27 protein-coding genes and 1 pseudogene are annotated in these 26,295 nt (G+C 71.6%); 2 read left to right on the top strand and 26 right to left on the bottom strand.

Annotated features, from left to right (window positions below):
• Positions 1-37 precede the first annotated feature (37 nt).
• The 4 genes from frr to rpsB all read right to left on the bottom strand — a co-directional run bounded on the left by frr (position 38) and on the right by rpsB (position 3,621).
• Positions 38-595, bottom strand: coding sequence for a ribosome recycling factor (frr, locus tag OHA30_RS27080; RefSeq protein ID WP_328918012.1), 558 nt, complete (start codon positions 593-595; stop codon positions 38-40).
• Positions 596-732: 137 nt separating this feature from the next.
• Positions 733-1,515, bottom strand: a complete 783-nt coding sequence (gene pyrH, locus OHA30_RS27075) for a UMP kinase (RefSeq protein ID WP_328916486.1) — start codon at positions 1,513-1,515, stop codon at positions 733-735.
• Between the two features lie 149 nt (positions 1,516-1,664).
• On the bottom strand, positions 1,665-2,501 hold the full coding sequence (gene tsf / locus OHA30_RS27070; protein ID WP_328916485.1) for a translation elongation factor Ts: 837 nt from the start codon (positions 2,499-2,501) through the stop codon (positions 1,665-1,667).
• Positions 2,502-2,673: 172 nt separating this feature from the next.
• Positions 2,674-3,621, bottom strand: a complete 948-nt coding sequence (rpsB, locus tag OHA30_RS27065; RefSeq protein WP_328916484.1) for a 30S ribosomal protein S2 — start codon at positions 3,619-3,621, stop codon at positions 2,674-2,676.
• A 317-nt stretch (positions 3,622-3,938) separates the two neighbouring features.
• Between rpsB and OHA30_RS27060 the strand changes: the two genes are divergently transcribed.
• Positions 3,939-4,562 carry a M23 family metallopeptidase gene (locus OHA30_RS27060; protein ID WP_328916483.1) on the top strand — a complete coding sequence of 208 codons (624 nt, stop codon included), beginning with the start codon at positions 3,939-3,941 and terminating at the stop codon, positions 4,560-4,562.
• Between the two features lie 81 nt (positions 4,563-4,643).
• Here the strand turns inward: OHA30_RS27060 and OHA30_RS27055 are convergent, their stop codons facing one another.
• The 17 genes and pseudogenes from OHA30_RS27055 to proS all read right to left on the bottom strand — a co-directional run bounded on the left by OHA30_RS27055 (position 4,644) and on the right by proS (position 19,155).
• Entirely contained in the window at positions 4,644-5,231 is a 588-nt protein-coding gene (locus tag OHA30_RS27055) for a TetR/AcrR family transcriptional regulator (protein WP_328916482.1), read from the bottom strand.
• Positions 5,232-5,284: 53 nt separating this feature from the next.
• Positions 5,285-6,121: an RNA polymerase sigma factor WhiG gene (gene whiG / locus OHA30_RS27050; protein WP_328916481.1), complete on the bottom strand. Its 837-nt coding sequence runs from the start codon at positions 6,119-6,121 to the stop codon at positions 5,285-5,287.
• A 290-nt stretch (positions 6,122-6,411) separates the two neighbouring features.
• A complete protein-coding gene (dprA, locus tag OHA30_RS27045) occupies positions 6,412-7,665 on the bottom strand; it encodes a DNA-processing protein DprA (protein ID WP_328916480.1) in 1,254 nt (417 codons plus the stop codon).
• Positions 7,662-9,350, bottom strand: a complete 1,689-nt coding sequence (locus OHA30_RS27040; protein ID WP_328916479.1) for a YifB family Mg chelatase-like AAA ATPase — start codon at positions 9,348-9,350, stop codon at positions 7,662-7,664. The genes dprA and OHA30_RS27040 overlap by 4 nt, the downstream gene beginning before the upstream one ends.
• Positions 9,350-9,761 (bottom strand): annotated as a pseudogene (locus tag OHA30_RS27035) (YraN family protein). Before OHA30_RS27035 ends, OHA30_RS27040 begins: the two are co-directional and overlap by 1 nt.
• 107 nt (positions 9,762-9,868) lie before the next feature.
• On the bottom strand, positions 9,869-10,195 hold the full coding sequence (locus tag OHA30_RS27030) for a DUF2469 domain-containing protein (protein ID WP_328916477.1): 327 nt from the start codon (positions 10,193-10,195) through the stop codon (positions 9,869-9,871).
• Between the two features lie 101 nt (positions 10,196-10,296).
• Positions 10,297-11,028, bottom strand: a complete 732-nt coding sequence (gene lepB / locus OHA30_RS27025) for a signal peptidase I (RefSeq protein ID WP_328916476.1) — start codon at positions 11,026-11,028, stop codon at positions 10,297-10,299.
• A gap of 33 nt (positions 11,029-11,061) precedes the next feature.
• Positions 11,062-12,024: a signal peptidase I gene (gene lepB, locus OHA30_RS27020; protein ID WP_328916475.1), complete on the bottom strand. Its 963-nt coding sequence runs from the start codon at positions 12,022-12,024 to the stop codon at positions 11,062-11,064.
• Positions 11,918-13,153: a signal peptidase I gene (lepB, locus tag OHA30_RS27015; protein ID WP_405785185.1), complete on the bottom strand. Its 1,236-nt coding sequence runs from the start codon at positions 13,151-13,153 to the stop codon at positions 11,918-11,920. The genes lepB (OHA30_RS27020) and lepB (OHA30_RS27015) overlap by 107 nt, the downstream gene beginning before the upstream one ends.
• On the bottom strand, positions 13,146-13,949 hold the full coding sequence (gene lepB, locus OHA30_RS27010) for a signal peptidase I (protein WP_328916473.1): 804 nt from the start codon (positions 13,947-13,949) through the stop codon (positions 13,146-13,148). Before lepB (OHA30_RS27010) ends, lepB (OHA30_RS27015) begins: the two co-directional genes overlap by 8 nt.
• A 45-nt stretch (positions 13,950-13,994) precedes the next feature.
• Complete coding sequence (rplS, locus tag OHA30_RS27005; RefSeq protein WP_328916472.1) at positions 13,995-14,342, bottom strand: 50S ribosomal protein L19; 348 nt, start codon at positions 14,340-14,342, stop codon at positions 13,995-13,997.
• Positions 14,343-14,474: 132 nt separating this feature from the next.
• Positions 14,475-15,296, bottom strand: coding sequence for a tRNA (guanosine(37)-N1)-methyltransferase TrmD (gene trmD, locus OHA30_RS27000; protein ID WP_328916471.1), 822 nt, complete (start codon positions 15,294-15,296; stop codon positions 14,475-14,477).
• A gap of 1 nt (position 15,297) precedes the next feature.
• On the bottom strand, positions 15,298-15,948 hold the full coding sequence (gene rimM, locus OHA30_RS26995) for a ribosome maturation factor RimM (RefSeq protein WP_328916470.1): 651 nt from the start codon (positions 15,946-15,948) through the stop codon (positions 15,298-15,300).
• Between the two features lie 176 nt (positions 15,949-16,124).
• Positions 16,125-16,364, bottom strand: a complete 240-nt coding sequence (locus tag OHA30_RS26990) for an RNA-binding protein (protein ID WP_328916469.1) — start codon at positions 16,362-16,364, stop codon at positions 16,125-16,127.
• A gap of 2 nt (positions 16,365-16,366) precedes the next feature.
• Positions 16,367-16,804: a 30S ribosomal protein S16 gene (gene rpsP, locus OHA30_RS26985; RefSeq protein WP_328916468.1), complete on the bottom strand. Its 438-nt coding sequence runs from the start codon at positions 16,802-16,804 to the stop codon at positions 16,367-16,369.
• A gap of 148 nt (positions 16,805-16,952) precedes the next feature.
• Entirely contained in the window at positions 16,953-17,543 is a 591-nt protein-coding gene (locus OHA30_RS26980) for a hypothetical protein (RefSeq protein WP_328916467.1), read from the bottom strand.
• A 199-nt stretch (positions 17,544-17,742) separates the two neighbouring features.
• Positions 17,743-19,155 carry a proline--tRNA ligase gene (proS, locus tag OHA30_RS26975; protein WP_328916466.1) on the bottom strand — a complete coding sequence of 471 codons (1,413 nt, stop codon included), beginning with the start codon at positions 19,153-19,155 and terminating at the stop codon, positions 17,743-17,745.
• A 137-nt stretch (positions 19,156-19,292) separates the two neighbouring features.
• Here proS and OHA30_RS26970 point away from each other — a divergent pair, with 137 nt between their 5' ends.
• On the top strand, positions 19,293-19,838 hold the full coding sequence (locus OHA30_RS26970) for a DUF402 domain-containing protein (RefSeq protein WP_328916465.1): 546 nt from the start codon (positions 19,293-19,295) through the stop codon (positions 19,836-19,838).
• Here OHA30_RS26970 and OHA30_RS26965 read toward each other — a convergent pair.
• The 5 genes from OHA30_RS26965 to OHA30_RS26945 form a co-directional block, all read right to left on the bottom strand.
• A complete protein-coding gene (locus OHA30_RS26965) occupies positions 19,771-20,325 on the bottom strand; it encodes a GNAT family N-acetyltransferase (protein WP_328916464.1) in 555 nt (184 codons plus the stop codon). The two genes, OHA30_RS26970 and OHA30_RS26965, sit on opposite strands and share 68 nt — an antisense overlap.
• 71 nt (positions 20,326-20,396) lie before the next feature.
• The gene (gene ffh, locus OHA30_RS26960; RefSeq protein ID WP_328916463.1) at positions 20,397-21,950 is read right to left on the bottom strand and encodes a signal recognition particle protein; all 1,554 of its coding nucleotides are present in this window, start codon (positions 21,948-21,950) and stop codon (positions 20,397-20,399) included.
• Between the two features lie 130 nt (positions 21,951-22,080).
• Entirely contained in the window at positions 22,081-24,510 is a 2,430-nt protein-coding gene (locus tag OHA30_RS26955) for a [protein-PII] uridylyltransferase (RefSeq protein ID WP_328916462.1), read from the bottom strand.
• Between the two features lie 56 nt (positions 24,511-24,566).
• The gene (locus tag OHA30_RS26950; protein ID WP_328916461.1) at positions 24,567-24,905 is read right to left on the bottom strand and encodes a P-II family nitrogen regulator; all 339 of its coding nucleotides are present in this window, start codon (positions 24,903-24,905) and stop codon (positions 24,567-24,569) included.
• Entirely contained in the window at positions 24,902-26,248 is a 1,347-nt protein-coding gene (locus tag OHA30_RS26945) for an ammonium transporter (protein WP_328916460.1), read from the bottom strand. The genes OHA30_RS26950 and OHA30_RS26945 overlap by 4 nt, the downstream gene beginning before the upstream one ends.
• Between the last annotated feature and the right edge of the window lie 47 nt (positions 26,249-26,295).

Below are 26,295 nucleotides of genomic sequence, written 5' to 3'. Positions count from 1 at the left end.
CCGCGGGCGGAGGCCGCCCGCTGCCGGAGCGGGCCGGTCAGACCTCCAGCAGCTCGGCTTCCTTGTGCTTGAGCAGCTCGTCGACCTGGCCCACGTACTTGGACGTGATGTCGTCCAGCTCCTTCTCAGCGCGGCGCACCTCGTCCTCGCCGGACTCGCCGTCCTTGACGAGCTTGTCGAGGGTCTCCTTGGCCTTGCGGCGGACGCTGCGGATGGAGATCTTGGCGTCCTCGCCCTTGGTCTTGGCGACCTTGATGTAGTCCCGCCGGCGCTCCTCGGTGAGCTGCGGGAAGACCACCCGGATGATGCGGCCGTCGTTGCTCGGGTTGACCCCGAGGTCGGAGTTGCGGATCGCCTCTTCGATGTTGCGCAGGCTGCTGCTGTCGAAGGGGGTGATCACGGCCATCCGCGGCTCGGGCACCGCGAAGGAGGCGAGCTGGTTGATCGGGGTGATGGCGCCGTAGTACTCGGCCACGATCTTGTTGAACATCGCCGGGTGCGCACGGCCCGTACGGATCGCCGCGAAGTCGTCCTTGGCGACGACGACGGCCTTCTCCATCTTCTCCTCGGCCTCAAGGAGGGTTTCTTCAATCACCATGTGCTCCTGGTTTTCGGAAGGCAGAGCCTGGTCCCTGCGCGCGTCTTCCTGCACGGTGTCCGACCGGGCAGCCTGTTGTCCATCCCCGTACCGGACGGGCGGGGCGTGTCGGGGGCGCGGTGCCCCGGCCGCCGTTACTCCCGGGTACCCCGGTCGTTGACCAGCGTGCCGATCTTCTCACCCTTGACCGCCCGCGCGATGTTGCCCTCGGCGAGCAGCTCGAAGACGAGGATCGGCAGCTTGTTGTCCTGGCACAGGGTGATCGCGGTGAGATCGGCGACCCGCAGGTCCCGGGCGATCACCTCGCTGTACTCAAGGGCGTCGAAGCGCACCGCGTCCGGGTTGTGCTTGGGGTCGGAGTCGTAGACCCCGTCGACCCCGTTCTTGCCCATCAGCATGGCCGCGGCGTCGATCTCCAGCGCGCGCTGGGCGGCGGTGGTGTCGGTGGAGAAGTAGGGCATGCCCATACCGGCGCCGAAGATCACGACGCGGCCCTTCTCCAGATGCCGGACCGCGCGCAGCGGGATGTACGGCTCGGCGACCTGTCCCATGGTGATGGCGGTCTGCACCCGGGTCTCGATGCCCTCCTTCTCCAGGAAGTCCTGGAGGGCGAGGCAGTTCATCACGGTGCCGAGCATGCCCATGTAGTCCGAGCGGGCGCGGTCCATGCCGCGCTGCTGGAGTTCGGCGCCGCGGAAGAAGTTGCCGCCGCCGACCACGAGTGCGAGCTCGTACCCGTCCCTGACGACGGCGGCGATCTCCCTGGCGATGGCGTGCACGACGTCCGGGTCGACGCCGAGCCCTCCTCCTCCGGCGAACGCCTCGCCGGACAGCTTCAGCAGATAGCGGCGGGGCGCGACACCGTTGCGGGTGCCGTGGCCGGCTGTGTCGTGGGCTTTGTCGGCGCCATCGTCCATGGAATTCTCCTCGTGCACGTACTGAGGAGGCCACTGCCGAGGGTCCTCAAGGGTTCCCTGTACGGCAATGGCCTCCTCGTCACCTCTGCGGCCGGCCGGCGGGCGGCCGACCGCGTACGACCCTAGCGGGGCCGTCGGTCATTCGCTGCTCAGACGCCGACACGGAAGCGGGCGAAGCCCTTCAGCGTCACTCCGGCCTCGTCCAGCACCTTCTGTACGGTCTTCTTCGCGTCCTTGGCGAACGCCTGCTCGACGACGACGTTCTCCTTGAAGAAGCCGTTGACGCGGCCCTCGACGATGCGCGCCAGGGCGGCCTCGGGCTTGCCCTCCTCGCGGGCGGTGGCCTCGGCGACACGGCGCTCGTTCTCGACCGTCTCGGCGTCGATCTCGTCGCGGCTCAGGTACTTCGGCGCGAAGGCGGCGATGTGCTGGGCGACGTCCTTGGCGACCTGCGGGTCGGCCTTGTCCAGCTCGACCAGGACACCGACCTGCGGGGGCAGGTCCGGGCTGGTGCGGTGCAGGTAGGAGGTCACGTAGGCGCCGGAGAACTGCGCGAAGCGGTCCAGCACGATCTTCTCGCCGAGGGTGGCGTTCGCCTCGTCGACGAAGGCCTGGACGGTCTGGCCGTCCTTGATCTCGGAACCGAGCAGCGCCGCGATGTCCGCGGGCTTGGAGGCGGTCACGTGGGCGGCGATCGCGTCGGCGACGACGATGAACTTGTCACCCTTGGCGACGAAGTCGGTCTCGCACTTCAACTCGACGAGGACGCCCTCGGAGTTGTCGGCGGCGATCTGGCTGACGACGGCACCGTTGGAGGCCGAGCGGCCCTCGCGCTTGGTGACGCCCTTCTGGCCCTTGACCCGGAGGATCTCGACGGCCTTGTCCAGGTCGCCTTCGGCCTCGACAAGGGCGTTCTTGCAGTCCATCATGCCCGCGGCGGTCAGCTCGCGGAGCTTCTTGACGTCGGCGGCGGTGAAGTTCGCCATGGGTTTAAGTCTCTTCCCGAATGGTCGGTGGATCTACGGGTGAACGGCGGGGGCGCTGGCCCCCGCCGTCGTCACGCGTGGTTCTCGGCGCGCACGCGATCCGTGCCGTGCGCGCCGCAACTGCTGCCGGAAGGCTGCCGCCGACGGTGATGCCGCCGGCGGCGGAGAAGGCTCAGGCCTGCTCGGCGTCACCCTCGGCGGCCGGGGCCTCGGCCGGAGCGGCGTCGGCGGGAGCCGCGGGGGCTTCCTCGGCAGCGGCTTCGGCGGCGGGCGCCTCGTCGGCCGGGGCCTCAGCGGCCGGGGTCTCGGCGACCGGGGTCTCGGCGGCCGGGGTCTCGTCGGCCTTCTTCTCGCCCTCGAGCAGGTCGCGCTCCCACTCGGCCAGCGGCTCGGCGGCGCCCTCGGGCTTCTTGTCGCCCAGCGCGGCGCCGGAGCGGGCGATCAGACCCTCGGCGACGGCGTCGGCGATCACACGGGTGAGCAGCGTGACGGAACGGATCGCGTCGTCGTTGCCCGGGATCTTGTAGTCGACCTCGTCGGGGTCGCAGTTGGTGTCGAGGATCGCGACGACCGGGATGTGGAGCTTGCGCGCCTCACCGACGGCGATGTGCTCCTTCTTGGTGTCCACGATCCAGACGGCGCTGGGCACCTTCTGCATCTCGCGGATGCCGCCGAGGGTCTTCTCCAGCTTGTCCTTCTCGCGGGAGAGGACCAGGAGCTCCTTCTTGGTGAGGCCGGAGGCGGCCACATCCGTGAAGTCGATCTCCTCGAGCTCCTTGAGGCGCTGCAGGCGCTTGTAGACGGTGGAGAAGTTGGTGAGCATGCCGCCCAGCCAGCGCTGGTTGACGTAGGGCATGCCGACGCGCGAGGCCTGCTCGGCGATGGCCTCCTGCGCCTGCTTCTTGGTGCCCACGAACATGACGGAGCCGCCGTGCGCGACGGTCTCCTTGACGAACTCGTAGGCGCGGTCGATGTACGACAGCGACTGGAGCAGGTCGATGATGTAGATGCCATTGCGCTCGGTGAAGATGAAGCGCTTCATCTTCGGGTTCCAGCGACGGGTCTGGTGCCCGAAGTGGACGCCGCTCTCCAGCAGCTCCCGCATCGTGACGACGGCCATGGCCGTACTCCTTGAGGTACTCGGTTACCGCGGTCGCCGGACGGCGGCCGCGCCTGACACCCCGACGCGCCGTGCCACGAGGGACCGAGAGGCGCGGCCACCGTCCCCTTGCGGGGGTGGGTGGCGGGGCGTGCGAAGTCGATCCGGTGACCCGGATCGCCAGAGAAAGTGTACGGGACCGGCGGAGCACCGGGCGACACCCGCGTTTTCGGCCGTCCGCGGGGGTTGTCCACAGGTTTCCCCGGTGGACGGACGTTGTCCACAGGCCACGGACCAAGATCATCGCGGGGGCGGTGGAGTACGGCACCGTGGGGGGCATGACGTTCACGACGATGTGGTTGACGATGATCGCGGCGCTCGCCCTGGCGCTCGCGCCGGGCGGTACGGGCGGACGCGGCGGCTTCGCGGGACCGGGTACGGGTCCGGGCCCGAGCGCGGATGTGGGTACGGGCGCCGGCGCGGCGGGATGCGCGGGCGGGGCCGGGGCGGACGCCCGGTGCTGGCCGGTCGTGGGGCCCGGGCCGCGCGGCCGTCCCACGGTGCTGCGCGGCTTCGACCCTCCCCCCGCGCCCTGGGCGGCCGGCCATCGCGGCGCCGACTTACGCGCGGGGCCGGGCGCGACGGTCCGGGCGGCGGCGCCGGGCAAGGTCGCCTTCGCCGGGCCGGTGGGCGGCTCCCCGGTGGTCGTGATCCGGCTCGCCGACAGCCTGCGGATCACCTATGAGCCGGTACGGGCCACGCTCCCGGTGGGCGCACGGGTGACGGCGGGCCTGCCGGTCGGGGTGCTGACGGGCGGGCTCGCGCACTGCCCGGCCGGGTGCCTGCACTGGGGGCTGCTGCGGGGCACGGACTATCTCGACCCGCTCACCCTGCTGCCCCCGTCCCTGCTCCGGTCGGCACCGTCCCGGCTGCTGCCGGTGTACGGGGTGCCGAGCGGGTAGCGCCGGACAGCGCGGCGAGCGGACGCCCGCGCGGATATGGGGTGCCCCGCAGCGGCGGTCCGCCGCGGGTGGCGGGCGGGCTCAGCGGGTCGCGTTGACTCCGTGCAGGGCCATGGCGACGGCGGCGTCGACGATCTGCGGGGAGGGCTCGGCGGCGCCGAGGTCGATCCGGCGGACGGCGGCGTCGACCACGCCCTGGAGCAGCATGGCGGTCAGCCGGGGTTCGGGGTGGCCGAGGTCGGAGAGGGCGGCGACGACCATGGCCACCAGGGCGCCGTGGGCGGCGCGGATCTTCTCCCGGGCGCCCGCGTCGAGTTCACCGGCGGAGATGGCGACCACGGCCCGGTGCCTGCGGTCCCCGACCAGGGTCAGCTGGGTGCGGACATAGGCCTCGATCTTGGCGCCGGGGGTGTCCTCGGCCTCCATCGCGGTCTCCACCTCGGCGGCCCAGACCGGGAAGTCCACCGCGCACAGCTCTTCGACCACGGCGGCGCGCGAGCGGAAGTACTCGTAGACCGACGAACGTGCCAGGCCGGTGCGCTCGGCCAGGGCGGGGAAGGTGAGGGCCTCGGTGCCGCCCTCGGACAGCAGCGCACGCGCGGCGTCCAGCAGAGTCCGGCGCTGCATCGTCCGATGTTCGGCCACGGAGGCCGCTCGAATCCTGGGCATCCCACCACTGTAGACAGTCCACGAGGGGACGGTCATCGGCCGAGGGAAGTACTTCAGCGCGCGCCCACGTCGGCGAGCTTCGCCCGCAGCTGGAGTACGGACTTGGTGTGGATCTGGCTGACCCGGCTCTCGGTGACGCCGAGCACCTGGCCGATCTCGGCGAGGGTCAGGCCCTCGTAGTAGTAGAGGGTGACGACGGTCTTCTCGCGTTCGGGCAGGGTGTTGACCGCCCGGGCGAGCAGTCGGCGCAGCTCACGGTCCTCGGCGACCTCGACGGGGTTGTCCGCGCCGGTGTCCTCCAGGGTGTCGACGAGGCTGAGCCGGTCGCCCTCGACGCCGACGTGCAGCAGTTCCTCCAGCGCGACGACATTGGCGAGGGAGAGCGCGCTGAAGACGCCGTGCAGTTCCTCCAGGCCGACGCCCATCTCGGCGGCGACCTCCGGCTCGCTGGGGGTGCGGCGCAGTTTGGCTTCCAGCGTGGCGTAGGCGCGTTCAACGGCGCGGGCCTTCTGCCGTACGGAACGGGGAATCCAGTCCAGCGCCCGCAGTTCGTCGATCATCGCGCCGCGGATCCGGGTGATGGCGTAGGTCTCGAACTTGATGGCGCGTTCCGGGTCGAACTTCTCGATGGCGTCGATGAGTCCGAACACTCCCGACGACACGAAGTCGGCCTGCTCCACATTGGCCGGCAGCCCGACACTGACCCGGCCGGCCACGTATTTCACCAGGGGCGAGTAGTGCAGGATCAGCTGTTCCCGCAACCGCGCGTCCCCGGTGGACTTGTAGGTCCGCCACAGCGCGTCGAGCGAAGTGGGGGCGGCGGGCCGGGCGGCGGCGGGGGCGGCGGTCGCCGCCGTCGCCCGTTCGGACCCGGGGATGTGCTGGGGCATGCGTCGTTGTGAGCCGTTCTGCCGTGACGTGGGCGGGGAGTCGAGCCTCCGCGAGCGTAGCGTGACCATGGTGTCGCTGGTTGCTACGGCATCCGTGTGGGACATGCGCAGATACGTTCCTCTACGGGTGCGTGGTCACCGGACCGGGTGGGTCGTCCGGCGTCGGGGCGGGCGGGGGAACCTCTGCGCAATGATGCGCGGCCACAGCGCGCCACTTGACCGGTCTTACGATCGTCCCAGGTCACGGCGTTTTCGTGTCACCTGATGGTGTGTCGATAGCGTCAACCGGTTCAGTACGGCCCCCCTTCCCCAACGGTACGTACCAACTTCCACCGGCCCTCCTCGCGTTCGACGAAGCCGAGGGCCTGCAATTCGTGGAGGCGGCCGAGCGTGTCGTCCCTGGTGGCACCCGCCGTGTGCGCGATCTCCTCGTCACCGGCGTCGCCCCGGCTGGGCAGCGCGTCCAGGATCCGGGCGGCGGCCGGCCCGAGCCGGTCCCGCGGCAGCACGGGGCCGAGCCGCCGCGGGGCGAGGTCGGCGCCGATCTCCCCGACCAGCTCCACGACTTCGGCGGCGTCGGTGACCAGGGCGGCCCCACCGCGCAGCAGTTCGTGCACACCTTCGGACAGACCACTCGTACAGGGGCCGGGAATCCCCATGGTGACCCGGCCGAGCGCGGCGGCCCGGCGCGCGGTGATCAGCGAGCCGCTGCGGTAGCGGGCCTCGACCACGACCGTGCCGCGGGTCAGCGCGGCGATCACCCGGTTCCGCAGCACGAACCTGCTCCGGGTCGGGTGGTCGCCCGGCGGCAACTCGCCGACCAGCAGACCGCGTTCGGCGACCTCCCCGATCAACTCGGCGTTCCGCGGCGGATACGCCACATCCACCCCGCAGGCCAGTACGCCGATCGTGGCGCCGCCCGCCGCCAGCGCGGACCGGTGCACGACGCCGTCCACCCCGTACGCCGCCCCGGAGACCACCACCCATCCCGCCCCGGCCAGTCCGGCGCCGAGCCGCGCGGCCATGTGGGCGCCGTAGTCCGTGCAGGTACGGGCGCCGACCACCGCGACCGAGCGCAGCGCCCACAGCCGTAAGGAGGGCCGGCCGCGCACCCACAGCCCGTAGGGGCGCTGCACCCCGAGGTCGTCGAGCTGACCGGGCCAGTCGCCGTCCCCGGGGCAGACGAAGCGGCCTCCGGCCCGGTGCGCGGCCGCCAGGTCGGCCACGGGGTCGGCGCGGGCGCCGCGGATCGCGTAACTCTCCGTCCGCCGCGGGCTCGCCCCCGGCAGTCGCTTGCCGCCCAGGGCCGCCCGCAGCGCGCCGCCCACCCCGCGGTCGCGTACGGCCCGGCCCATGACCTCGTCCCCCGGCTCGGCCACCCGGGTCAGTGCCACCCGCGCCAGCCGCTCCTGCCAGGAGACCGCCGAGGTGAGCCCTTCCGTCCCCGTCAGCCCGCCCGTCCCGTACGTCTCCCGCAGCGCCGACTCGACGGCCTCCGGCCCGCCCGGCGCCGCTTCGCCGCTCCTCCGCCGCTCCCCCGTCATGTGCTCCCCGCCATCGCGGCGCCACGGCTGAAGCCGGTCCGCAGTTGGAGGGCCCGCAGGACGTCGTCCGGGTCGGGGCGGTCGTGGCCCGCCAGGTCCGCGAGGGTCCAGGCGACCCGCAGAACGCGGTCGAGGCCGCGGGCGGTGAGCAGGCCGCGTTCCATGTCGCGCTCGACGCAGTGCAGTGCGCCGGGGGCGACCTGCCAGCGGGTGCGGATCGCATGGCCGGGAACCTCGCTGTTGAGCGTCCACGGGGTCTCGGCGTAGCGCGCGGCGGCGCGGGCCCGGGCCTCCCTGACCCGGGCGGCCACGGTCGCGCTCGACTCGCCGCCGCCCTGCGCGATGAGGTCGGAGCGGCTGACCGCCTCGACCTCGACCCGCAGGTCCACCCGGTCGAGCAGCGGCCCGGACAGTCGCGCCTGATAGCGGCGCACGGCGCTGGGCGAACAGTCGCATCCGCTGCCGAGCAGGGAGTGCCGCCCGCACGGGCAGGGGTTGGCGGCGAGCACGAGCATGAAGCGGGCCGGGAGCCGCATCACGCCCGCCGCCCGGGCCACCACCACGTGCCCGGACTCCAGCGGCTGCCGCAGGGCGTCCAGCGAGCGGACGCTGAACTCCGGCGCTTCGTCCAAAAAGAGGACCCCTCGATGAGCCAGCGAGACCGCCCCCGGCCGGGGTAGTCCGCTGCCGCCGCCGACCAGCGAGGGCATGGTGGCCGAGTGGTGCGGCGCGCAGTACGGCGGAGTGTCGACCAGCGGCCGCCCCGGCGGCAGGATTCCGGCGACCGAGTGAACCGCCGTGACCTCAAGCGACTCCTGCCGGGTGAGCGGCGGGAGGATGCCGGGCAGCCGCTCGGCCAGCATCGTCTTGCCCGCGCCCGGCGGGCCGTGCAGATAGAGATGGTGGCCGCCGGCCGCGGCGACCTCCAGGGCGAGCCTGGCCGCCCGCTGCCCGGCGACATCGGCCATGTCGAGGCCGTCCGCACCGCCGGAGCCGCCCGAGCCCCCGGGACTCCCGAACCCCCCGGTGCCGCCCGAACCGCCGAGGCCGCCGACCAGCCCGGCTCCCACCCCGACGCCCGGCACGGTCAGCCCGGCCAGCATCGGCTCCGGCCGTCCGTCCCCGTACGGCCTCTCCCCGAACAGGCCCTCCGGGTCCTCCTCGGGCACGGTCTCGTCGTTGAGCACCGCGATCAGCTGCCGCAGGCTGCGGACACCGAGCACGGCGACACCCGGGACGAGCGCGGCCTCGGCGGTGGTGCCCTCGGGCACCACGACATGCCGGTAGCCCGCGTCGGCCGCGGCGAGCACCGCGGGCAGCACGCCCCGGATCGGGCGGACCCGGCCGTCGAGTCCCAGCTCGCCGATCATCATCAGATCGGCGATGGACTTCGGGGCGATCCGGTCGTTGGCGGCGAGCACCGCGCACGCGACGCCGAGGTCGAAGCCCGAGCCGCCCTTGGGGACGGAGGCCGGGCTGAGCCCGACGGTGAGCTTCTTCTGCGGCCAGATCTCACCGCTGTTGACGATCGCGGCGCGCACCCGGTCGCGGCTCTCGCTGAGGCTCTTGTCGGGCAGGCCGACGAGGGTGAAGGCGGCGACACCCGGTTCCAGGTCGGCCTGGACCTCGACCACCACCCCCTCGACGCCGGTCAGCGCGACCGAGCACGTACGGGCGAAGCCCATCACGCCACCCCCCGCACATGCTCGACGCGGGCCGCGCCGCGGGCGGGCAGGACGACACCGACCAGGTCGATACGGACCCCGCCGGGCGGCGCGCCGCCGTGTTCCGCCGTCCAGCGCTCGGCCAGCGCGCGCAGCCGGGTCACCTTGTCAGGGGTGAGGGCCGCCATCGGATGCTGGAACGGTCCCTCGCGGCGTGTCTTGACCTCGCACACCACCAGGGCGTCGCCCTCGGACGCGAGGATGTCGATCTCGCCCCGCCGTCCGCATCGCCAGTTCCGGTCCAGCACGGTCAGACCGGCGTCCCGCAACGCGCGAACCGCCACGTCCTCGCCGTACCGCCCCAGCGCACCTCGTGCGTTCATGAGTACCACCTCCGTCACTCACTGTGACAGAGAACGACCCACCCGAGATGATCTTGGTCCGCGGCCTGTGGATAACTTCTCCGAGGCGCCTCGCCCGGGACACCCCGAAGGGCAACCCACCCAGGGCAGCCCGACCACGGCACCCCGCCCGAAGGCTCAGCCGTTGAAGCCCGCGTCGTCCGAGGACAGATCCAGGTCCGACTTGTTCAGCTCCTCGATGTTCACGTCCTTGAACGTGAGCACCCGGACCTGCTTGACGAAGCGGGCCGGGCGGTACATGTCCCACACCCACGCGTCGGCCATCGAGACCTCGAAGAAGACCTCGCCCTGGACCGAGTGCACCTGCATCTCGTAGTCGTTGGTGAGGTAGAACCGCCGCTCGGTCTCGATCACGTACTTGAACAGGCCGACGACGTCGCGATACTCCCGGTAGAGCTTCAGCTCCATCTCGGTCTCGTATTTTTCGAGGTCCTCGGCGCTCATGGCATGTTCCCCTTCAGCCGTACGTGCCCCCATTGTGCGCCAGCCGGGCTCAGTCCCCCACCACTCGGGACACGCGGCGTCGTAGCGGCACCGCGGCGGGGTCACCGCCGTCGCAGCAGCTTCGCCACCGGTGGGTACGCGGCGCCGCCCAGGATGAGCGCGGCCCCGGCGAGGATCACCACGGTGATCCAGCCCAGCGGCCCCCGCGGTGACTGGCCGCCGCCCGGCAGCGCGTCGAAGGAGGAGGTCCGGGCCAGCATGCCCATCCGGCCCGGCGGCCATGCCGTGGCCTCCACCCGGGCACGTATGTCGCCCACCGGGACCGAGCCCCGACCGGCGTCGTCCAGATGGACGCGGGAGTCCTGGGAGACCGCCCGGTTGTCGCCCAGCACGAAGAGTTCGCCCTTGGGCACCGTGGTCCTGAACCCCTCGACGGAGGCCGGGCCGGTGCCCTTGAGGTAGCCCTCCGCGACCGGGGTGCCGTTCACCATCAGCCGGCCCCGCTTGTCGCAGCACTCGACTGTGTCACCGCCGACCCCGACCACCCGCTTGACCAGCGGCTGACCGCCCCACAGCGGGTCCTGGAAGACCACCACGTCACCGCGGCGCACCGCCGTGCCCGACACATGCCGGGCCAGCACCTTGTCACCCGGGTGGACCAGCGGCTCCATGGAGTCGGTCGGCACGGTGTAGGGCCGGTAGAGGACCGCGGCCCAGGCGAAACCGCCCAGGAACAGCACACAGCCCAAGGCCACGGCCAGCCCGGACACCCTGTGTCCGAACCGGCCGTGGCCTTCGCGTATCGCGCCGCTACCGCTGCTCGGGGAGTTCATGGAGCGGAACCCTACCGGTCGGTATGCCGAAGGTCAGCTCTCGCCCTCGGCCTTGTCCAGCAGCCTGCGCCGGCGCATCAGCACCAGCGGCATCGCGCCCGCCAGCCCCGCGGCCGCCGGGACGGCCGCCCCGACCGCGTTGATGCCCGGCTGCGAGAAGGTGCTCGGGATGCCCAGCCAGTCCCAGCGGTTGATCGGCCAGGCGACCACGACGGCGCGGCCGACCACCTGCTTGTCCGACACCGTGCCGTGCCCGGGCATCGACGTGTGGAAGCGGGAGTCCAGCGAGTCCTGGCGGTGGTCGCCCATCACCCAGATCCGGCCCTTCGGCACATGGACGGTGAACTCCGCCTCCGGGCTGCACGGGGTGTTGCCGGCGTAGACATACGGCTCGTTCAGCGCCTTGCCGTTGACCATCACCGGACCGTCGCCCTTACAGCTGACGGTGTCGCCGCCGACCCCGATCACCCGCTTGATCAGGTCCTTCTCCTCGGCCGACGGCATCAGGCCGATGAAGCTGAGGCTCTTCTGCAGACCGCGGACCACCGGATTGCTGCTCGGCGGGGGGTTCTCGGGCAGCCAGCCGCCCGGGTCGTGGAAGACGACGACCTCGCCACGGGTCGGTGTGGAACCGAACCACGGCGTGAGCTTGTCGACCAGTACCCGGTCGCCGCGCTCCAGGGTGTGCTGCATCGAGTCCGACGGGATGGAGAACGCCTGGACGAGGAAGGTCTTGATCAGCAGCGCGAGCACCAGCGCGATGCCGATGAGCAGCGGCAGCTCTTTCCAGAAGGAGCGCTGCGTGCGCTCGGGCGGCGAGGGCTCATCCGCCGGATGGGCGCCACCCGGCATGTCAGGACCGCCGGGACCCTCTTGGTCGAGCGCGTCGTCACGGGCCACGCCATCGGCCTCCACCCTGTTGACAGGGGGTACCGGCCCGTCTCCCTTCTCGGGCTCGCCGGAACCAGACCGTGCGCCGACCACCAGGTCCCCCACGTCCACTCCTCACTTGAGATCTCCGCCCGCGCCGCCACCGGCGCAGGCCCACCACTCCCATAACGAGCGGGAGTTCCGCAGGAGTCGGCAGGTCGTTCGTCCTTTGGCTGTTGTTGGCCGAGCCCACCCTAGTGGCCGTACCTGTGGCCTCCGTGCCCGACGCGGTGGGTCCTGGCACGGAGGCGAACGTCCCCGGTTCCTTCAGCCGCTCCCAGTGGCCGAGCGGCCAGGCCACGACGAAAGCGCGTCCGACCACCAGATTCAGCGGGATCGTCCCGCCGCCCGGTTGGTCCGTGTGGTACCGGGAGTCCGCCGAGTCGGAGCGGTGGTCACCCATCACCCACAGTCGCCCCGGGGGCACATGGACGGTGAACTTCATCATCGACGGCGGATTGTCCGGATAGATGTACGTCTCGGCGAGCGGGGTGCCGTTCACCATCAGCCGGCCCTGCTTGTCGCAGCACTCGACCGTGTCACCGCCGACCCCGATCACCCGTTTGATCAGATCCTGCTCGCCGGAGGCGGGCAGCAGGCCGATGAAGGTGAAGAACTCCTTGACCTGCTTGACGACCACGGGGTCCGCTTTCGGCTGCGGCTCGCTGGAGAGCCAGCCGCCGGGGTCCTTGAAGACCACGACGTCCCCGCGGTGCGGCTCGGCGCCGAACCAGGGGGTCAGCTTGTCGACCAGCACCCGGTCGCCGATCCGGATGGTCTGCTCCATCGAACCCGACGGGATGACGAACGCCTGGAGCAGAAAGGTCTTGAGCACCAGTGCGATCACCAGCGCGACCGCCACCAGCAGCGGCACCTCGGCGACCAGCGAGCGGCGGCGTTTGCGCTTGACTTTGCGGGCCAGCTTGCGGCGCTCGACCCGGCTGGTCTCGGGCGGGCGCGACCCGGCCTCGGCATCGGCGTCGGTCACGCTGTCCTCATCGATGTCCCCCTCAACACCGCCGCCAACGCCCCCGCCGATGCCGCCGTCCACGCCAACGCCCCCGCCATCACCGTCGAGGCCAGGGCCCTCGGGACCGCTCTCGCGGCCGTCACCCGGCCCGTTTCCCGACCCGCCCGCCGCTGCTCCTTCCGGCGCCTTGTGGTGCCCGTAGCGCGGCCGTCCCCGGTTACCCATGCCGGCCGGCCGGAGGCGCGGGTACCGCGGCGAAGCCGGCGGGGCGGTTCAGCCGGCTCCAGTGGCCCAGCGGCCAGACGATCCACTCGGCCCGGCCGATCACCCGCCCGACGGGTACGGTGCCACCCCCGGGTTCACCCAGGTGGTCCCGGGAATCGCGGGAGTCGTCACGGTGGTCACCCATCACCCACAGCCTGCCCTCCGGTACCACGATGTCGAACGGTACCCGGGACGGCACGTCACCGGGGTGCAGATACGTCTCTTCCAGCGGGTGGCCGTTGACCAGCAGCCGGCCCTGCCGGTCGCAGCAGGTGACCCGGTCGCCGCCGACGCCGATGACGCGCTTCACGTAGTCCGTCCCGCCGTCCTGGGTGAACGATCCCTTGCCGTCGAACACGATCACGTCCCCCCGGTGCGGGGTGCCGCCGAAGCGGTACGCCAGCTTGTCGACCAGGATGCGGTCACCGATCCGCAGAGTGCCCTCCATGGACGCGCTCGGCACCTGGAAGGGCTCCACCACGAAGTGGGTGACGAGCAGCATGGCGGCGACGCAGGCAAGCCCGAACAGCACCGTCCGCCGCCAGGCCGCCCACCAGCCGGCCGGGCCGGAAGGGTCCGGCTCGGGCACGGGGTCGGCGCCCGAATCGGCGTCCGGCTTGACGTCCGCCCCTGCGTCGGCCCCGGCATCGGACCCGGCCGGAAACGCCGGGACAACGGAACGCGACCGCTCCTCCGGCTCCGCCTCGTCGGCGGGAGAGGAACGGTCGCGTTCCGGTGTCACTGCTTCGCTGTCCATCGGGGCGGAAGCTTATCCGGCCCGTGCCAAGGACGGGTCAAGCGGTCAGTCCCGCTTCTCCTTGATCTTCGCGGCCTTGCCGCGCAGCTCACGGAGGTAGTACAGCTTGGCGCGACGGACGTCACCGCGGGTCACGACCTCGATCTTCTCCACGATCGGGGTGTGCACCGGGAAGGTGCGCTCGACGCCGACGGAGAAGCTGACCTTGCGGACCGTGAAGGTCTCGCTGATGCCCGAGCCCTGACGGCGGATGACAACGCCCTTGAACTGCTGCACACGGGAGCGGTTGCCCTCGATGACGCGCACGTGGACGTTGATGGTGTCGCCGGGGCGGAAGGCCGGCACGTCGGTGCGCAGTGAGGCACTGTTGACGCTGTCGATCAGATTGGCCATGATGCTTCGCTTCCTCGCCGATGCCACAGGTCATCGACGGAATGTCGTGATTCGTCTACGGGGTGGCCGCTCGGTCACGGCTGGCGTCGTTCCCCCTGTGGCAGGGGCGCGCGCCGGACAGGCGACAGCGGGTCATTCTTCCATGGCGTCGGGGTTCCGCCCAAATCGGCCGTCGGGTCCGGGCTGCCAGCCGAGGATGCTGAGCATCTCGCGGTCCTTCTTGTCGAAGGCGGCGGGGCCGCAGCGCTCGATCAGATCGGGCCGGTTGGCGACCGTACGGCGGAAGGCCTCGTCGCGGCGCCAGCGGGCGATCTTCCCGTGGTGGCCGCTGAGCAGCACCTCGGGGATGCCGCGGCCGCGCCACCGCGGCGGCTTGGTGTAGACGGGCCCTTCCAGCAGGTTGGCCATCGGGCCGGGCGCGAAGGAGTCGTCGGCGTGCGACTGGGCGTTGCCCAGCACGCCGGGCAGCAGCCGGGCGACGGCCTCGGTGACGACCAGTACCGCGGCCTCGCCGCCGGCCAGCACATAGTCCCCGATGGAGACCTCGTGGACCGGCATCCGGGTCGCGTACTCGGCGGTCAGCCGGCTGTCGATGCCCTCGTAGCGGGCCGGGGTGAAGATCAGCCAGGGGCGTCGGGACAGTGCGACGGCCACCTCCTGGGTGAAGGGGCGGCCGCTGGGGGTAGGGACGACGAGGACCGGTTCGCCCGCGCCGGCCTCGTAGCCGTCGGCGAGGGTCTGGTCCAGTGCCTCCCCCCACGGTCCGGTCATCATGACCATGCCGGGGCCGCCGCCGTACGGCGTGTCGTCCACCGTGTTGTGCCGGTCGTGGGCCCACGCGCGCAGGTCGTGGACGTGCACGTCCAGCCGCCCGGCGGCGCGGGCCTTGCCGACCAGCGAGACGTTCAGCGGGTCGAGGTACTCGGGGAAGATCGTGACGACGTCGATCCGCATCTCAGACGCCGTCCCCGGACCCGGCGGAACCGCTGTCCGCACCCGACTCGGCGTCAGCACCGGCGCCCGACTCGGCGTCAGCACTGGCACCCGGCTCCGCGTCAGAATCCGCGCCCGGCTCCGCGTCCGCGCCCGGAGACCCGCCCTCGTCCAGCAGCCCCGGCGGCGGGTCGATCACCGCCCGCTGCTCCTCCAGGTCGATCTCCGGCACGATCTCGCCGACGAACGGGATCAGCACCTCGCCGCCGTCCGGCCGCCGTACGACCAGCAGGTCCTGGTACGGCAGATGGGTGATCTCGGCGATCCGCCCGACCTCGCGTCCGTCGACCGTGACCACGTCGAGGTCGATCAGCTGATGGTCGTAGAACTCCTCGGGGTCCTCCGGGGTCTGCGTCGGGTCGACCTCGGCGATCAGCAGCGTGTTGCGCAGCGCCTCGGCGCCGGTGCGGTCGCTGACGCCCTCGAACCGCAGCATCAGCCGGCCGCTGTGCACCCGGCCGGTGGCGATGGTCAGCGGACCCGTCGACGCCGGGTCGGTGGCGAGCACGACGCCGGGGGCGAGCCGCAGCTCCGGCTCGTCCGTGCGCACCTCGACGCTGACCTCGCCCTTGATGCCGTGGGCGCGGCCGATCCTGCCGACTACCAGCTGCATGGAGCGCTTCACCTTTCCAGTTTCCGGAGGGGGTTCCGGACCGAACGCGGTCGGGACATACGGCGCGGGCCGGGAACGGCCGAGGCCGTTCCCGGCCCGCGCCGGTGTTCATCAGATGTGTCAGCCGATCGGCGGACGACCCGCCCGAGGGACGGTGCGCCCGGCGAACCGCCCGCTCAGTGGACCTGGTCCACGTCCACGAGGTCGACGCGGACACCGCGGCCGCCGAGTGCTCCCACGACGGTACGCAGCGCGCGGGCGGTACGGCCGTTGCGGCCGATCACCTTGCCGAGGTCGTCGGGGTGCACCCGGACCTCCAGCACGCTGCCGCGCCGCAGGGTGCGCATGCCGACCTGCACATCGTCAGGGTTGTCGACGATGCCTTTCACGAGGTGCTCAAGAGCCTCCTCGAGCATGCTCAGGCCTCGGTGGAGTCGGCCGGGGCGGTGGCCTCGGCGTCATCGGCCTTCTTGTCGGACTTCTTCGCCTTGGGGGTGATGGCCTCACCCTTCGACTCCACCGAGTCCTTGGCGGCGGCCTCGAACAGGACGCGCTTGTCGGCCTTGGGCTCGGCGACCAGCAGCGGAGCCGGGGCCTCAAGGCCCTTGTGCTTCTGCCAGTCACCGGTGAGCTTGAGGATGGCGAGCACGGGCTCGGTCGGCTGCGCGCCGACGGAGAGCCAGTACTGCGCGCGCTCCGAGTCGACCTCGATGCGCGACGGGTTCTGCACCGGGTGGTACAGGCCGATCTCCTCGATGGCCCGGCCGTCACGGCGGGTACGGGAGTCGGCGACGACGATGCGGTAGTGAGGCGAACGGATCTTGCCCAGACGCTTCAGCTTGATCTTGACTGCCACGGGAGTGGGTTCTCCTGGTGTTGACGTGGTTGGGCACGACGAACGGCCACGTGGGGTTGTGGAGGTCGCGCGCCCGACGGACGCGTCAGCCGAAGGAGAGAGGGTTCCTGCACGGCTGTCGAGTGCTCAGCTGAACATTCTGCCACACTCAGGCCACCCCTACGACCTCCGGGATCCTGAACGGCTGCCCGCACGCCCCGCACATGATCGGCGCCTGGGCCAGCACGGACGGCACGACGCGGACGTTGCGCCCGCAGTCGCAGACGGCCTTGACCCGTACGCCACCGCCCGACGAGCCGTGCCGCGCGGCCGGGCCGCGGAAGGAACGGGCGGTGTCGGCGGTGGTGGCCGCGGTGTGCGCCTTGAGCGCGCGCTGCAACCGGTCGATGGTGCCCCGATATCGTTTCCGGGTGTCGGGCCGCATCACCACGAGCGAGAAGCCGCTGCTGGGATGCGGCTCCTCCGCGTGGTCGAGGCCCATCTCGTCGGCGATCGCGAGGAAACGGCGGTTGTGGTAGCGGCCGGCGCGCGAGGTGTCACGGATGCCGCGGGCGGCGGCGATCCCGTGCACTGCCTCGTGCAGCAGCCTTTCGAAGGAGAGCTCCGTCCCGCAGGCGGACGACGACTCTCCGATCAGGGACTCGGGCGCGGCCAGGTCGGGCAGCTCGGAATGGTGCCGTTGAATATCGGCCCAGGCGACTGCCAGCTCGGCGGCGAGAACAGGTGGTGTCGTGCTCACGCCGTAACAACGAGCCGGACGCTCCCGGTGTTCCGATTCCGGGCCAGTCCAATTAATTTGCACTGATCGGTCAGTTCCGGATGATGCGCATGACGAAGGGCGGGTGCGGAGGACAGTGGAGAACCCTCGCACCCGCCCCAGGGACGGACGTATGACGTATTCCGTACACCGTTTTTCGGTCAGCGGACGCCGGTAGGGGCTAGTAGGCCCTCGCGACGATCGCCAGGGTGCCCGGAGCGTCGTCGGAGACCGGTACGGAACCGTCCTCCGCGACCAGGCAGCGGACGGAAACGCCCTGCTCGGCGAGCTTTGCCTCGCCCTCGGCGCCGAGGTCGGCCCACGGGATACGAGCCCAGCCGGTGGCCGCGGCCTCGGCCGCCTCGCCGATGGTCGCGACGTCCACAGTGCGAGACGCCCGGCGTTCCCGGGACTGCCGCAGCAGTGTCTCCTGGTCCTCGTCAAGCACTCCGGGCAGCAGCGATACCAGGCTGTCCAGGGCGACCGGCGCCTTGCCGCCGGGAATCCGGCGGGCCAGCATCGCGGTGCCGGCCTCCAGGTCGCGCGGCCCGATCTCCACCCGCAGCGGCACTCCCTTGAGCTCCCAGTCCACCGCGCGGCGGCCGAAGGGGGTGTCCGTGCGGTCGTCCACGACCACCCGCAGGCCGGCCTCGCGCAGCCGGTCGCCGATCTCGCGCACCTTCGCGACGACGGCCTCGTCGTCCTTGATCGCCAGCACGACGACCTGGACGTGCGCCAGCCGCGGCGGCACCCGCAGCCCGTTGTCGTCGCCGTGCATCATCACCAGGGCGCCGATCATCCGGGTGGTGCTGCCCCAGGAGGTCTGCCAGACGTACTCCTGGGCGCCGTCCTTGGACAGGTACTGCGTGTGGAACGCCTTCGCGAAGTTCTGCCCCAGCTCATGGCTCGTGCCGAGCTGGAGCGCCTTGCCGTCGCCCATCATCCCTTCGAGGGTGAGCGTGTTGATCGCCCCGGCGAAACGCTCCTTCGGCGTCTTGCGGCCCAGCACCACGTCCATCGCCAGGACCTTCTCCATGAAGTCGGCGTAGACGTCGCGCTGGATACGGGAGGCGAACTCGCGCGCGTCCTCCTGCGTCGCGTGCGCGGTGTGCCCCTCCTGCCACAGGAACTCCGTGGTGCGCAGGAACAGCCGCGGCCGCAGCTCCCAGCGGACCACGTTCGCCCACTGGTTGATCAGCAGCGGCAGATCGCGGTAGCTCTGCACCCACTTGGAGAAGTACTCGTTGATGATCGTCTCGGAGGTCGGCCGTACGACGATCGGCTCCTCCAGCTCCTTGCCGCCGCCGTGCGTGACCACGGCCAGCTCCGGCGCGAAGCCCTCGACGTGCTCGGCCTCCCGGGTCAGGTAGGACTGCGGGATGAAGAGCGGGAAGTACGCGTTCTGCGCGCCGACCGACTTGATCCGCGCGTCCATGTCCTGCTGCATCCGCTCCCACAGGCCGTAGCCGTACGGCCTGATGACCATGGTGCCGCGCACGGGGCCGTTGTCGGCCAGCTCGGCCTTGTTGATCAAGTCCTGGTACCAGCGCGGGAAGTCGTCCGCCTGGGGGGTGAGAACGGGAGCCTTTGCCATGAAGGCGATGGTACGGCCCGGCGCGGCGTGACCGTGAATCGGTGGCTTTGGCGGGGACGGCGGCGCTTCGCCTCCTGGCTGCGAGCGCGGGCGAAATCCGGTTGGCCGCCCCGGGCGCCGTGCACCAGGCTGACCGTATGACCACTGCGCTCACCCCCGACGCCGCCACCACCGTCCGACTGGTCAAGGCGGGCCGCGAGAAGGTCCGCTACCTGGCGACCGTGCTGTACGACGACGGCGTCCGTGTGACCGTACGCGCCCCCTGGTCGCTGCCGGACGTACGGGACTTCGGCTTCGTCCGCTTCGAGCCGGGCGATGTGTTCACCGAGCACTACTGGCGCGACCGCTGGTACTCCCTCAAGGAGGTGGTCGACGCGCGCGGTGTCCCCAAGGGCTGGTACTGCGACATCACCCGGCCCGCGGCCGTCGCCGCCGACGGTCTGACCGTGGAGGACCTGGACCTCGACCTGTGGGTGTCCGCCGACGGCGCCGACGTACTGCGGCTGGACGAGGACGAGTTCGCCGACAGCGGGCTGGCCGCGCGGGACCCGGCGGCCGCCGCGCGGGCGGTGGCGGCGCTCGACGACCTGGAGGCGGTCGCCCGCGGCGCCGGGCTCAGGAGTCTGCTGGCCGCGGAGCCGCCTGCGCCGGACCGTCGAGACCCGGCCACTCCTCGGCCGTGAGCGCGAAGCGCTCGTGATCGCGCCAGGCGTCGTTGATGAAGAGCATCCGCGGGGAGAAGCCCTCGTGGCGGAAGCCGAGCCGCTCGGCCATCGCCACCGAACGGCTGTTGTCCGGCTGGACGTTGATCTCCAGCCGGTGCAGCCCGAGCCCGTCCGGGTAGCTGGTGAAGCAGCGGTCCACGACCAGCCGCAGCCCCTCGGTCATCCGCCCGGTGCCGTTGTACGGCCGGTAGCTGTCGTACCCGAGGGCTGCGTTGCGGAAGCGGGCGCGGACGATGTTGGCGACGTTGACCCGGCCGACGATGCCGCCGTCCTCCTCGTTGATGATCAGGAACGTCCGCAGCTCGTGGCCCTGGCGCCGCAGCAGCTCGTGGAAGCCGTCGGGGTCCACCGGATTCCACGGGCGGAGGTGCTCGACTGACCTCAGCACGGCCGCCCGATGGGCTTCGGCGTCACTGGTACGGGGCTCTCGGATCGATACGCGCATGATCCCATCATCGCCTCCCGGCCGGTGCGCGCAGCGCGCGGGGGCGCCCACCGGCCGTCGGGCGGCGGACGTCAGTCCATGAACTTCTTGAACTCGTCGGGCAGTTCGAAGTCCTGACCCGGGCCCGGCAGACCGAACGGAGAGGCGTTCGGGTCCTGGTTCTGCTGCTGCTCGCGGCGGGCGGCAGCGGCGGCGGCCTCCTCCTTGCGCTTCATCGGGTTGCCGCTCTGCCGCCGGCCCTTGGCCTGCTTCTGCTGCTTCTTCTGCCGCCCCGGACCGCCGCCCATGCCGGGCATGCCCGGCATCCCGGGCATGCCGCCGCCCTGGGCCATCCGGGACATCATCTTGCGCGCCTCGAAGAACCGCTCGACCAGGCTCTTGACCGCGCTGACCTCGACCCCGGAGCCCTTGGCGATCCGGGCCCGGCGCGAGCCGTTGATGAGGTGCGGGTCCTGGCGCTCGCCCGGGGTCATCGACTTGATGATCGCCGCGGTGCGGTCCACGTCCCGCTCGTCCAGGTTGTTGATCTGGTCCTTGATCTGGCCCATGCCCGGGAGCATCCCGAGCAGCTTGGAGATGGAGCCCATCTTGCGGACCTGCTCCATCTGGGCCAGGAAGTCGTCGAGCGTGAACTCCTTGGGGCCCTTCGCCAGCTTGGCCGCCATCTTCTCGGCCTCGGCCTGGCTGAAGGTCTGCTCGGCCCTCTCGATGAGCGAGAGCACATCGCCCATGCCGAGGATCCGCGACGCCATCCGGTCCGGGTGGAAGGCGTCGAAGTCGTCCAGCTTCTCACCGTTGGACGCGAACATGATCTGCTTGCCGGTGACGTGCGCGATCGACAGCGCGGCGCCGCCCCGGGCGTCGCCGTCGAGCTTGGAGAGCACCACGCCGTCGAAGCCGACGCCGTCGCGGAAGGCCTCCGCGGTGTTCACCGCGTCCTGGCCGATCATCGCGTCGACGACGAAGAGGATCTCGGTCGGCCGGACCGCGTCACGGATGTCCGCGGCCTGCCGCATCATCTCCTGGTCGATGCCCAGGCGGCCCGCGGTGTCCACGACGACGACGTCGTACTGCCGGGACGTGGCGTAGTCGATGGAGTCCTTCGCGACCTTCACCGGGTCGCCCACGCCGTTGCCCGGCTCGGGCGCGAAGACGGCGACGCCCGCGCGCTCGGCGACCACGGAGAGCTGGTTCACGGCGTTGGGCCGCTGGAGGTCGCAGGCGACCAGCAGCGGGGTGTGGCCCTGCTTCTGGAGCCACAGGCCGAGCTTGCCCGCGAGGGTGGTCTTGCCCGCGCCCTGGAGGCCGGCGAGCATGATCACGGTCGGCGGCTGCTTGGCGAACCGCAGCCGGCGGGACTCGCCGCCGAGGATCGTGACCAGTTCCTCGTTGACGATCTTGATGACCTGCTGCGCGGGGTTGAGCGCCTGGGAGACCTCGGCGCCCACCGCCCGCTGCTTGACGTTCGCGATGAACGACCGCACGGCCGGGAGCGCGACATCCGCTTCGAGCAGGGCGATACGGATCTCGCGGGCGGTGGCGTCGATGTCCGCCTCGGACAGACGGCCCTTGCCCCGGAGGTTCTTGAATGTCGCGCTGAGGCGGTCAGACAGCGTATCGAACACGGCGGACGCAGATCCTTGCGGTCGGGAGTGGGGTCAATCGCCTTCCAGGGTATCCGGCCCGGGGAGCGTACGGTCCGCCCCGCCGTAACGGGTGCCCGCCCGAACGCTCCCGTCCCGCCGCGGGGACGCGTCACCGCAGCGCCGCCTCCACCTGGCGGGCGACCTCCGCCGCACGCGCCTCGGGCAGCGGGCGGCCGTCCTCGCCGACGACGTAGAAGGCGTCGACCGCGTTCGCGCCCAGGGTGGAGATACGGGCCGAGCGCACGGTGACGGCGGCCGCTGACAGCGCGAGGCCGATGCGGTGCAGCAGACCGGGCGCGTCATGGGCGCGGACCTCCAGGACGGTGGCCTTCCGGGAGGTGCCGGGCGCCACGCTCACCCGCGGCGGGGGCGGGGTGATGCCGCGGCGGCGCGGATACGCGGCCTCCCGCTCGGCCAGCCGGGACTCGATGTCCAGCGAGCCGTCGAAGGCGCGGGCCAGGTCGGCCCTGAGCCTGGCCGTCTCCGGCAGGGCGCCGTACTCCGCGGAGACCCGCCAGTTCAGCAGCGCGACCTGGCCCTCGCCGATCGGGTCGACCGAGCGCAGATCGGCCGCCCGTACGGTCAGCCGGTGCAGGGCCAGCACTCCCGCCGCCTGGGCGACGAGCCCGGGCCGGTCCGGCACGGCCAGCAGCAGTTCGACGCCCAGTGCCTCGTCCAGGGCGTCTCCCTCGGCCTCGGGCTCGCTGTGCGCGTGCAGGGCCAGTACGGGGCCGCGGGTGCGGGCCGCCTCCACGGCGAGCCGCTCCTCCTCGGCGGTGGGATCGCGCTCGGCGGTGTCCGGGAGCGCGCCGCCCACCAGCGCCTCGGCGACCCGCTCGACCAGGTCGGCCAGGAGCGAGGCCCGCCAGGTACTCCAGGCGGCGGGCCCGGTGGCGAGCGCGTCGGCCTCGGTGAGGGCGGCCAGCAGCTCCAGCGTGGAGGTGTCCCGTACGGTCTCGGCGACCACGCGGATCGTCTCGGGGTCGTCCAGGTCGCGGCGGGTGGCGGTCTCGATGAGCAGCAGGTGGTGCCGGACCAGCAGGGCGAGGGTGTCCACGTCCGCGGGGCCGAAGCCGATCCGGGCGGCGAGGTCGCGCGCGATCACCTCGCCGGCCTCGCTGTGGTCGCCCGGCCAGCCCTTGCCGATGTCGTGCAGCAGGGCGGCGGTGAGCAGCAGGTCCGGGCGGCCGACCCGGCGGGTGAGCCCGGCGGCCCGCACGGCGGTCTCCACCAGGTGCCGGTCGACGGTGAAGCGGTGGACGGCGTTGCGCTGCGGACGGCAGCGCACCCGTTCCCAGTCCGGCAGCAGCCGGGTGATCAGGCCCTCCGCCTCCAGCGCCTCCCAGACCGGGACGGTGGACTCCCCGGCGCCGAGCAGGGTGACGAGCTGTTCGCGGGCCTCGGCGGGCCAGGGCACGGGCAGCGGCTTGGCCGAGGGAGCGCTGAAGCGGCGCACGGCGTACAGCGACAGCGGCAGCCCGGCCTGGGCGGCGGCAGCGGCGGCCCGCAGCGGGAGTACGGGGTCGCGCTCGGGCTTGGCGGCGAGCGCGAGCACGGCCTCGCCCTCCTGCTCGACGACGCCGTCGGCCAGCGGCACCCGCTCGGGCGCGTGGGTCGTGGGGGCGCTGCGGCCGCGGCCGAGCAGCCGGCGGCGGGGCCGGGACTCACGGGCGCGCAGCACCCGGCCGACCTCGCGCCAGGTGACGTCGGCGGCGTAGGAGATACGGCGGGCGGCCTCGTAGACCTGGCGGAGCAGGGCGTCGGCGTCGAGGAGGCCGAGGGCGGCGGCGACCTGGTCCTGTTCCTGGAGGGCGAGCCGGTCGGTGGCCCGCCCGGTGACCAGGTGGAGGGCGTCGCGGGCGTCCAGAAGGCGGGTACGGGCGTCCTCAAGCCCCTCGCGGGGGGCGTCGGCCAGCCAGGAGGCGGCGACCGCGCGCAGGGCCGTGGCGTCGCGCAGGCCGCCGCGGGCCTCCTTGAGGTCGGGTTCGAGCAGATAGGACAGCTCGCCCTGGCGCTCGCCGCGCTCCTGGCACAGCTCGCGGAGTGCGGGCAGCCGTTTGGGGGCCTGGTTGCGCCAGTCGGCGAGGACGGCGCTGCGCAGATGTGAGGTGAGGGACGGGTCGCCCGCGAGGTGGCGGGCGTCGAGCAGCCCGAGCTGGACCTTCAGGTCCTCGCCCGCGGTCCTGCGGGCCTCGGCCGGGGTGCGCACCGAGTGGTCGAGGGCGAGGCCGAGGTCCCAGACCGGGTACCAGACGCGGTCGGCCAGGGCGGCCACGGATTTCTCGGAGTCGTGCAGGAGCAGCAGATCGAGGTCGCTGCGGGGGGAGAGTTCGCCGCGGCCGTAGCCGCCGACGGCGACCAGGGCGTAGCCGCCGGTGCCGGTCACCAGGGCCGCCTCGGTGGCGAGGGAGGCCAGCCACTGGTCGGTGAGGGCGGCCAGGGCGGCCCGGCGCGGCGGCCCGGACCGCGCCTCCTGGGTGAGGAGGCGCAGCCGGGCCGCCGCGTAACTGCCGTCCTGCGCTTCGACGCTGTCGGTCACTCGTTCTCCACGCTGGGGGTTGTCAGGGGTCTCGGAGCGGACCGTGCGGACCGTCCCTAGAGCGCGTCGGGTCCGCGCTCGCCTGTGCGTACCCTGACGGCCGTGTCGACCGGCAGGCTCCACACCTTGCCGTCTCCGATCTTGCCTGTTCTGGCCGCTTTTACGATGACTTCTATGAGCTGGTCCGCGTCCGCGTCCTCGGCGAGCACCTCGATGCGGATCTTGGGTACGAGGTCGACGGTGTACTCCGCGCCCCGGTAGACCTCGGTGTGGCCGCGCTGGCGGCCGTATCCGCTGGCTTCGGTGACGGTCAGGCCGTGGACCCCGAACGCCTGCAGGGCGTCCTTGATCTCGTCGAGCCGGTGGGGCTTCACGACGGCGGTGATGATCTTCACGCGTCCACCTTCTTGCTGGAGGAGGCGTCCGCCTCGCTGCCGGTGCCGGCCGAAGCGGCGGTGGTACGGGAGCCGCCGCCGACGCCGGCGAAGTCGTATGCGGTCTCGGCGTGCTCGACCTGGTCGATACCGGTGATCTCCTCGTCCTCGGTGACCCGGAAGCCGAGGGTGACGTCGATGAGCTTGGCGAGGATCGCGGAGCACACCAGGGAGTAGCCGAGGACCGCGCCGACGCCGGTGAACTGCTTCCACAACTGGTCGAAGCCGCCGCCGTAGAAGACGCCCTTGGCGCTCTGGCCGACGCCGCCGGTGGCGAAGAAGCCGATCAGCAGGGAGCCGATGATGCCGCCGACCATGTGGACGCCGACCACGTCGAGCGAGTCGTCGTAGTCGAACCGGTACTTCAGACCGACGGCCGCGGCGCAGAGCACACCGGCGATCAGGCCGACGGCGATGGCGCCGAGCGGGGAGACCGAGCCGCAGGAGGGGGTGATGGCGACGAGGCCGGAGACCGCGCCGGAGGCGGCGCCCAGGGTGGTGAAGGAGCCGTGGCGCAGCCGCTCGTAGATCAGCCAGCCGAGCATCGCGGCGGCGGTGGCCACCTGGGTGTTGGTGAAGGCGACGGCGGCGACGCCGTCGGAGCCGAGCCAGGAGCCCGCGTTGAACCCGAACCAGCCGAACCACAGCAGGCCGGCGCCGAGCATGACCAGCGGCAGGTTGTGCGGGCGCATCGGGTCGCGCTTGAAGCCGTTGCGCTTGCCGATCACCAGGATCACGCCGAGGGCGGCCGCGCCGGCGTTGATGTGGACCGCGGTGCCGCCCGCGAAGTCGATGACACCGCGCTTGGCCAGCCAGCCGTCGGAGGCCCACACCCAGTGGGCGACGGGGAAGTAGACGACCGTGGCCCACAGCGTGATGAACAGCGACCAGGCGGTGAATTTCACCCGGTCGGCGAGTGCGCCGCTGATCAGGGCGGGGGTGATGATCGCGAACATCAGCTGGAATACGGCGAATACATAGACCGGTATCCCGAATCCGGGCCAAAGTTCGGTTATTCCTATGTTGCGCATGCCGAACCAGTGGGTTCCGCCCATGAATCCGCTGCCGGAGTCGAAGGCGAAGCTGAATCCGTAGAGCGTCCACAGAATGGTGATGATGCCCAGGCTGATGAAGCTCATCATCAACATGTTCAGGGCGCTCTTGACGCGCACCATGCCGCCGTAGAAGAAGGCGAGACCTGGGGTCATCACCATCACCAGGGCCGCACTGAGCAGCATGAACGCCGTACTTCCAGTGTCGAGCGTGGGCGCATCAGCGGCCAGCGTCATGATGGCTGGTGCCATCGGCGTCTCCTCGTCATCCGAACGGCCCGTGCGGGCGGTGCAGGGTG

The sequence above is a fragment of the Streptomyces sp. NBC_00223 genome (assembly GCF_036199905.1).
GTDB lineage: Bacteria > Actinomycetota > Actinomycetes > Streptomycetales > Streptomycetaceae > Actinacidiphila.
The sequence above is the reverse complement of the archived record's forward strand: the minus strand, read 5'-3'. Positions and strand labels throughout refer to the sequence as shown.

What these genes read in the sequence shown, in the direction of transcription:
- OHA30_RS27055 (WP_328916482.1), bottom strand. Translation starts at nt 5,231, where the DNA reads ATGCCCAGGATTCGAGCGGCCTCCGTGGCCGAACATCGGACGATGCAG.
- lepB (WP_328916476.1), bottom strand. Translation starts at nt 11,028, where the DNA reads ATGAACTCCCCGAGCAGCGGTAGCGGCGCGATACGCGAAGGCCACGGC.
- rimM (WP_328916470.1), bottom strand. Translation starts at nt 15,948, where the DNA reads ATGCAGCTGGTAGTCGGCAGGATCGGCCGCGCCCACGGCATCAAGGGC.
- proS (WP_328916466.1), bottom strand. Translation starts at nt 19,155, where the DNA reads ATGGCAAAGGCTCCCGTTCTCACCCCCCAGGCGGACGACTTCCCGCGC.
- whiG (WP_328916481.1), bottom strand. Translation starts at nt 6,121, where the DNA reads ATGCCCCAGCACATCCCCGGGTCCGAACGGGCGACGGCGGCGACCGCC.
- dprA (WP_328916480.1), bottom strand. Translation starts at nt 7,665, where the DNA reads ATGACGGGGGAGCGGCGGAGGAGCGGCGAAGCGGCGCCGGGCGGGCCG.
- OHA30_RS27030 (WP_328916477.1), bottom strand. Translation starts at nt 10,195, where the DNA reads ATGAGCGCCGAGGACCTCGAAAAATACGAGACCGAGATGGAGCTGAAG.
- tsf (WP_328916485.1), bottom strand. Translation starts at nt 2,501, where the DNA reads ATGGCGAACTTCACCGCCGCCGACGTCAAGAAGCTCCGCGAGCTGACC.
- OHA30_RS27040 (WP_328916479.1), bottom strand. Translation starts at nt 9,350, where the DNA reads ATGGGCTTCGCCCGTACGTGCTCGGTCGCGCTGACCGGCGTCGAGGGG.
- OHA30_RS27060 (WP_328916483.1), top strand. Translation starts at nt 3,939, where the DNA reads ATGACGTTCACGACGATGTGGTTGACGATGATCGCGGCGCTCGCCCTG.
- OHA30_RS26990 (WP_328916469.1), bottom strand. Translation starts at nt 16,364, where the DNA reads ATGCTCGAGGAGGCTCTTGAGCACCTCGTGAAAGGCATCGTCGACAAC.
- lepB (WP_405785185.1), bottom strand. Translation starts at nt 13,153, where the DNA reads ATGGGTAACCGGGGACGGCCGCGCTACGGGCACCACAAGGCGCCGGAA.
- rpsB (WP_328916484.1), bottom strand. Translation starts at nt 3,621, where the DNA reads ATGGCCGTCGTCACGATGCGGGAGCTGCTGGAGAGCGGCGTCCACTTC.
- OHA30_RS26970 (WP_328916465.1), top strand. Translation starts at nt 19,293, where the DNA reads ATGACCACTGCGCTCACCCCCGACGCCGCCACCACCGTCCGACTGGTC.
- trmD (WP_328916471.1), bottom strand. Translation starts at nt 15,296, where the DNA reads ATGCGGATCGACGTCGTCACGATCTTCCCCGAGTACCTCGACCCGCTG.
- pyrH (WP_328916486.1), bottom strand. Translation starts at nt 1,515, where the DNA reads ATGGACGATGGCGCCGACAAAGCCCACGACACAGCCGGCCACGGCACC.
- OHA30_RS26965 (WP_328916464.1), bottom strand. Translation starts at nt 20,325, where the DNA reads ATGCGCGTATCGATCCGAGAGCCCCGTACCAGTGACGCCGAAGCCCAT.
- OHA30_RS26945 (WP_328916460.1), bottom strand. Translation starts at nt 26,248, where the DNA reads ATGGCACCAGCCATCATGACGCTGGCCGCTGATGCGCCCACGCTCGAC.
- rplS (WP_328916472.1), bottom strand. Translation starts at nt 14,342, where the DNA reads ATGGCCAATCTGATCGACAGCGTCAACAGTGCCTCACTGCGCACCGAC.
- lepB (WP_328916473.1), bottom strand. Translation starts at nt 13,949, where the DNA reads ATGGACAGCGAAGCAGTGACACCGGAACGCGACCGTTCCTCTCCCGCC.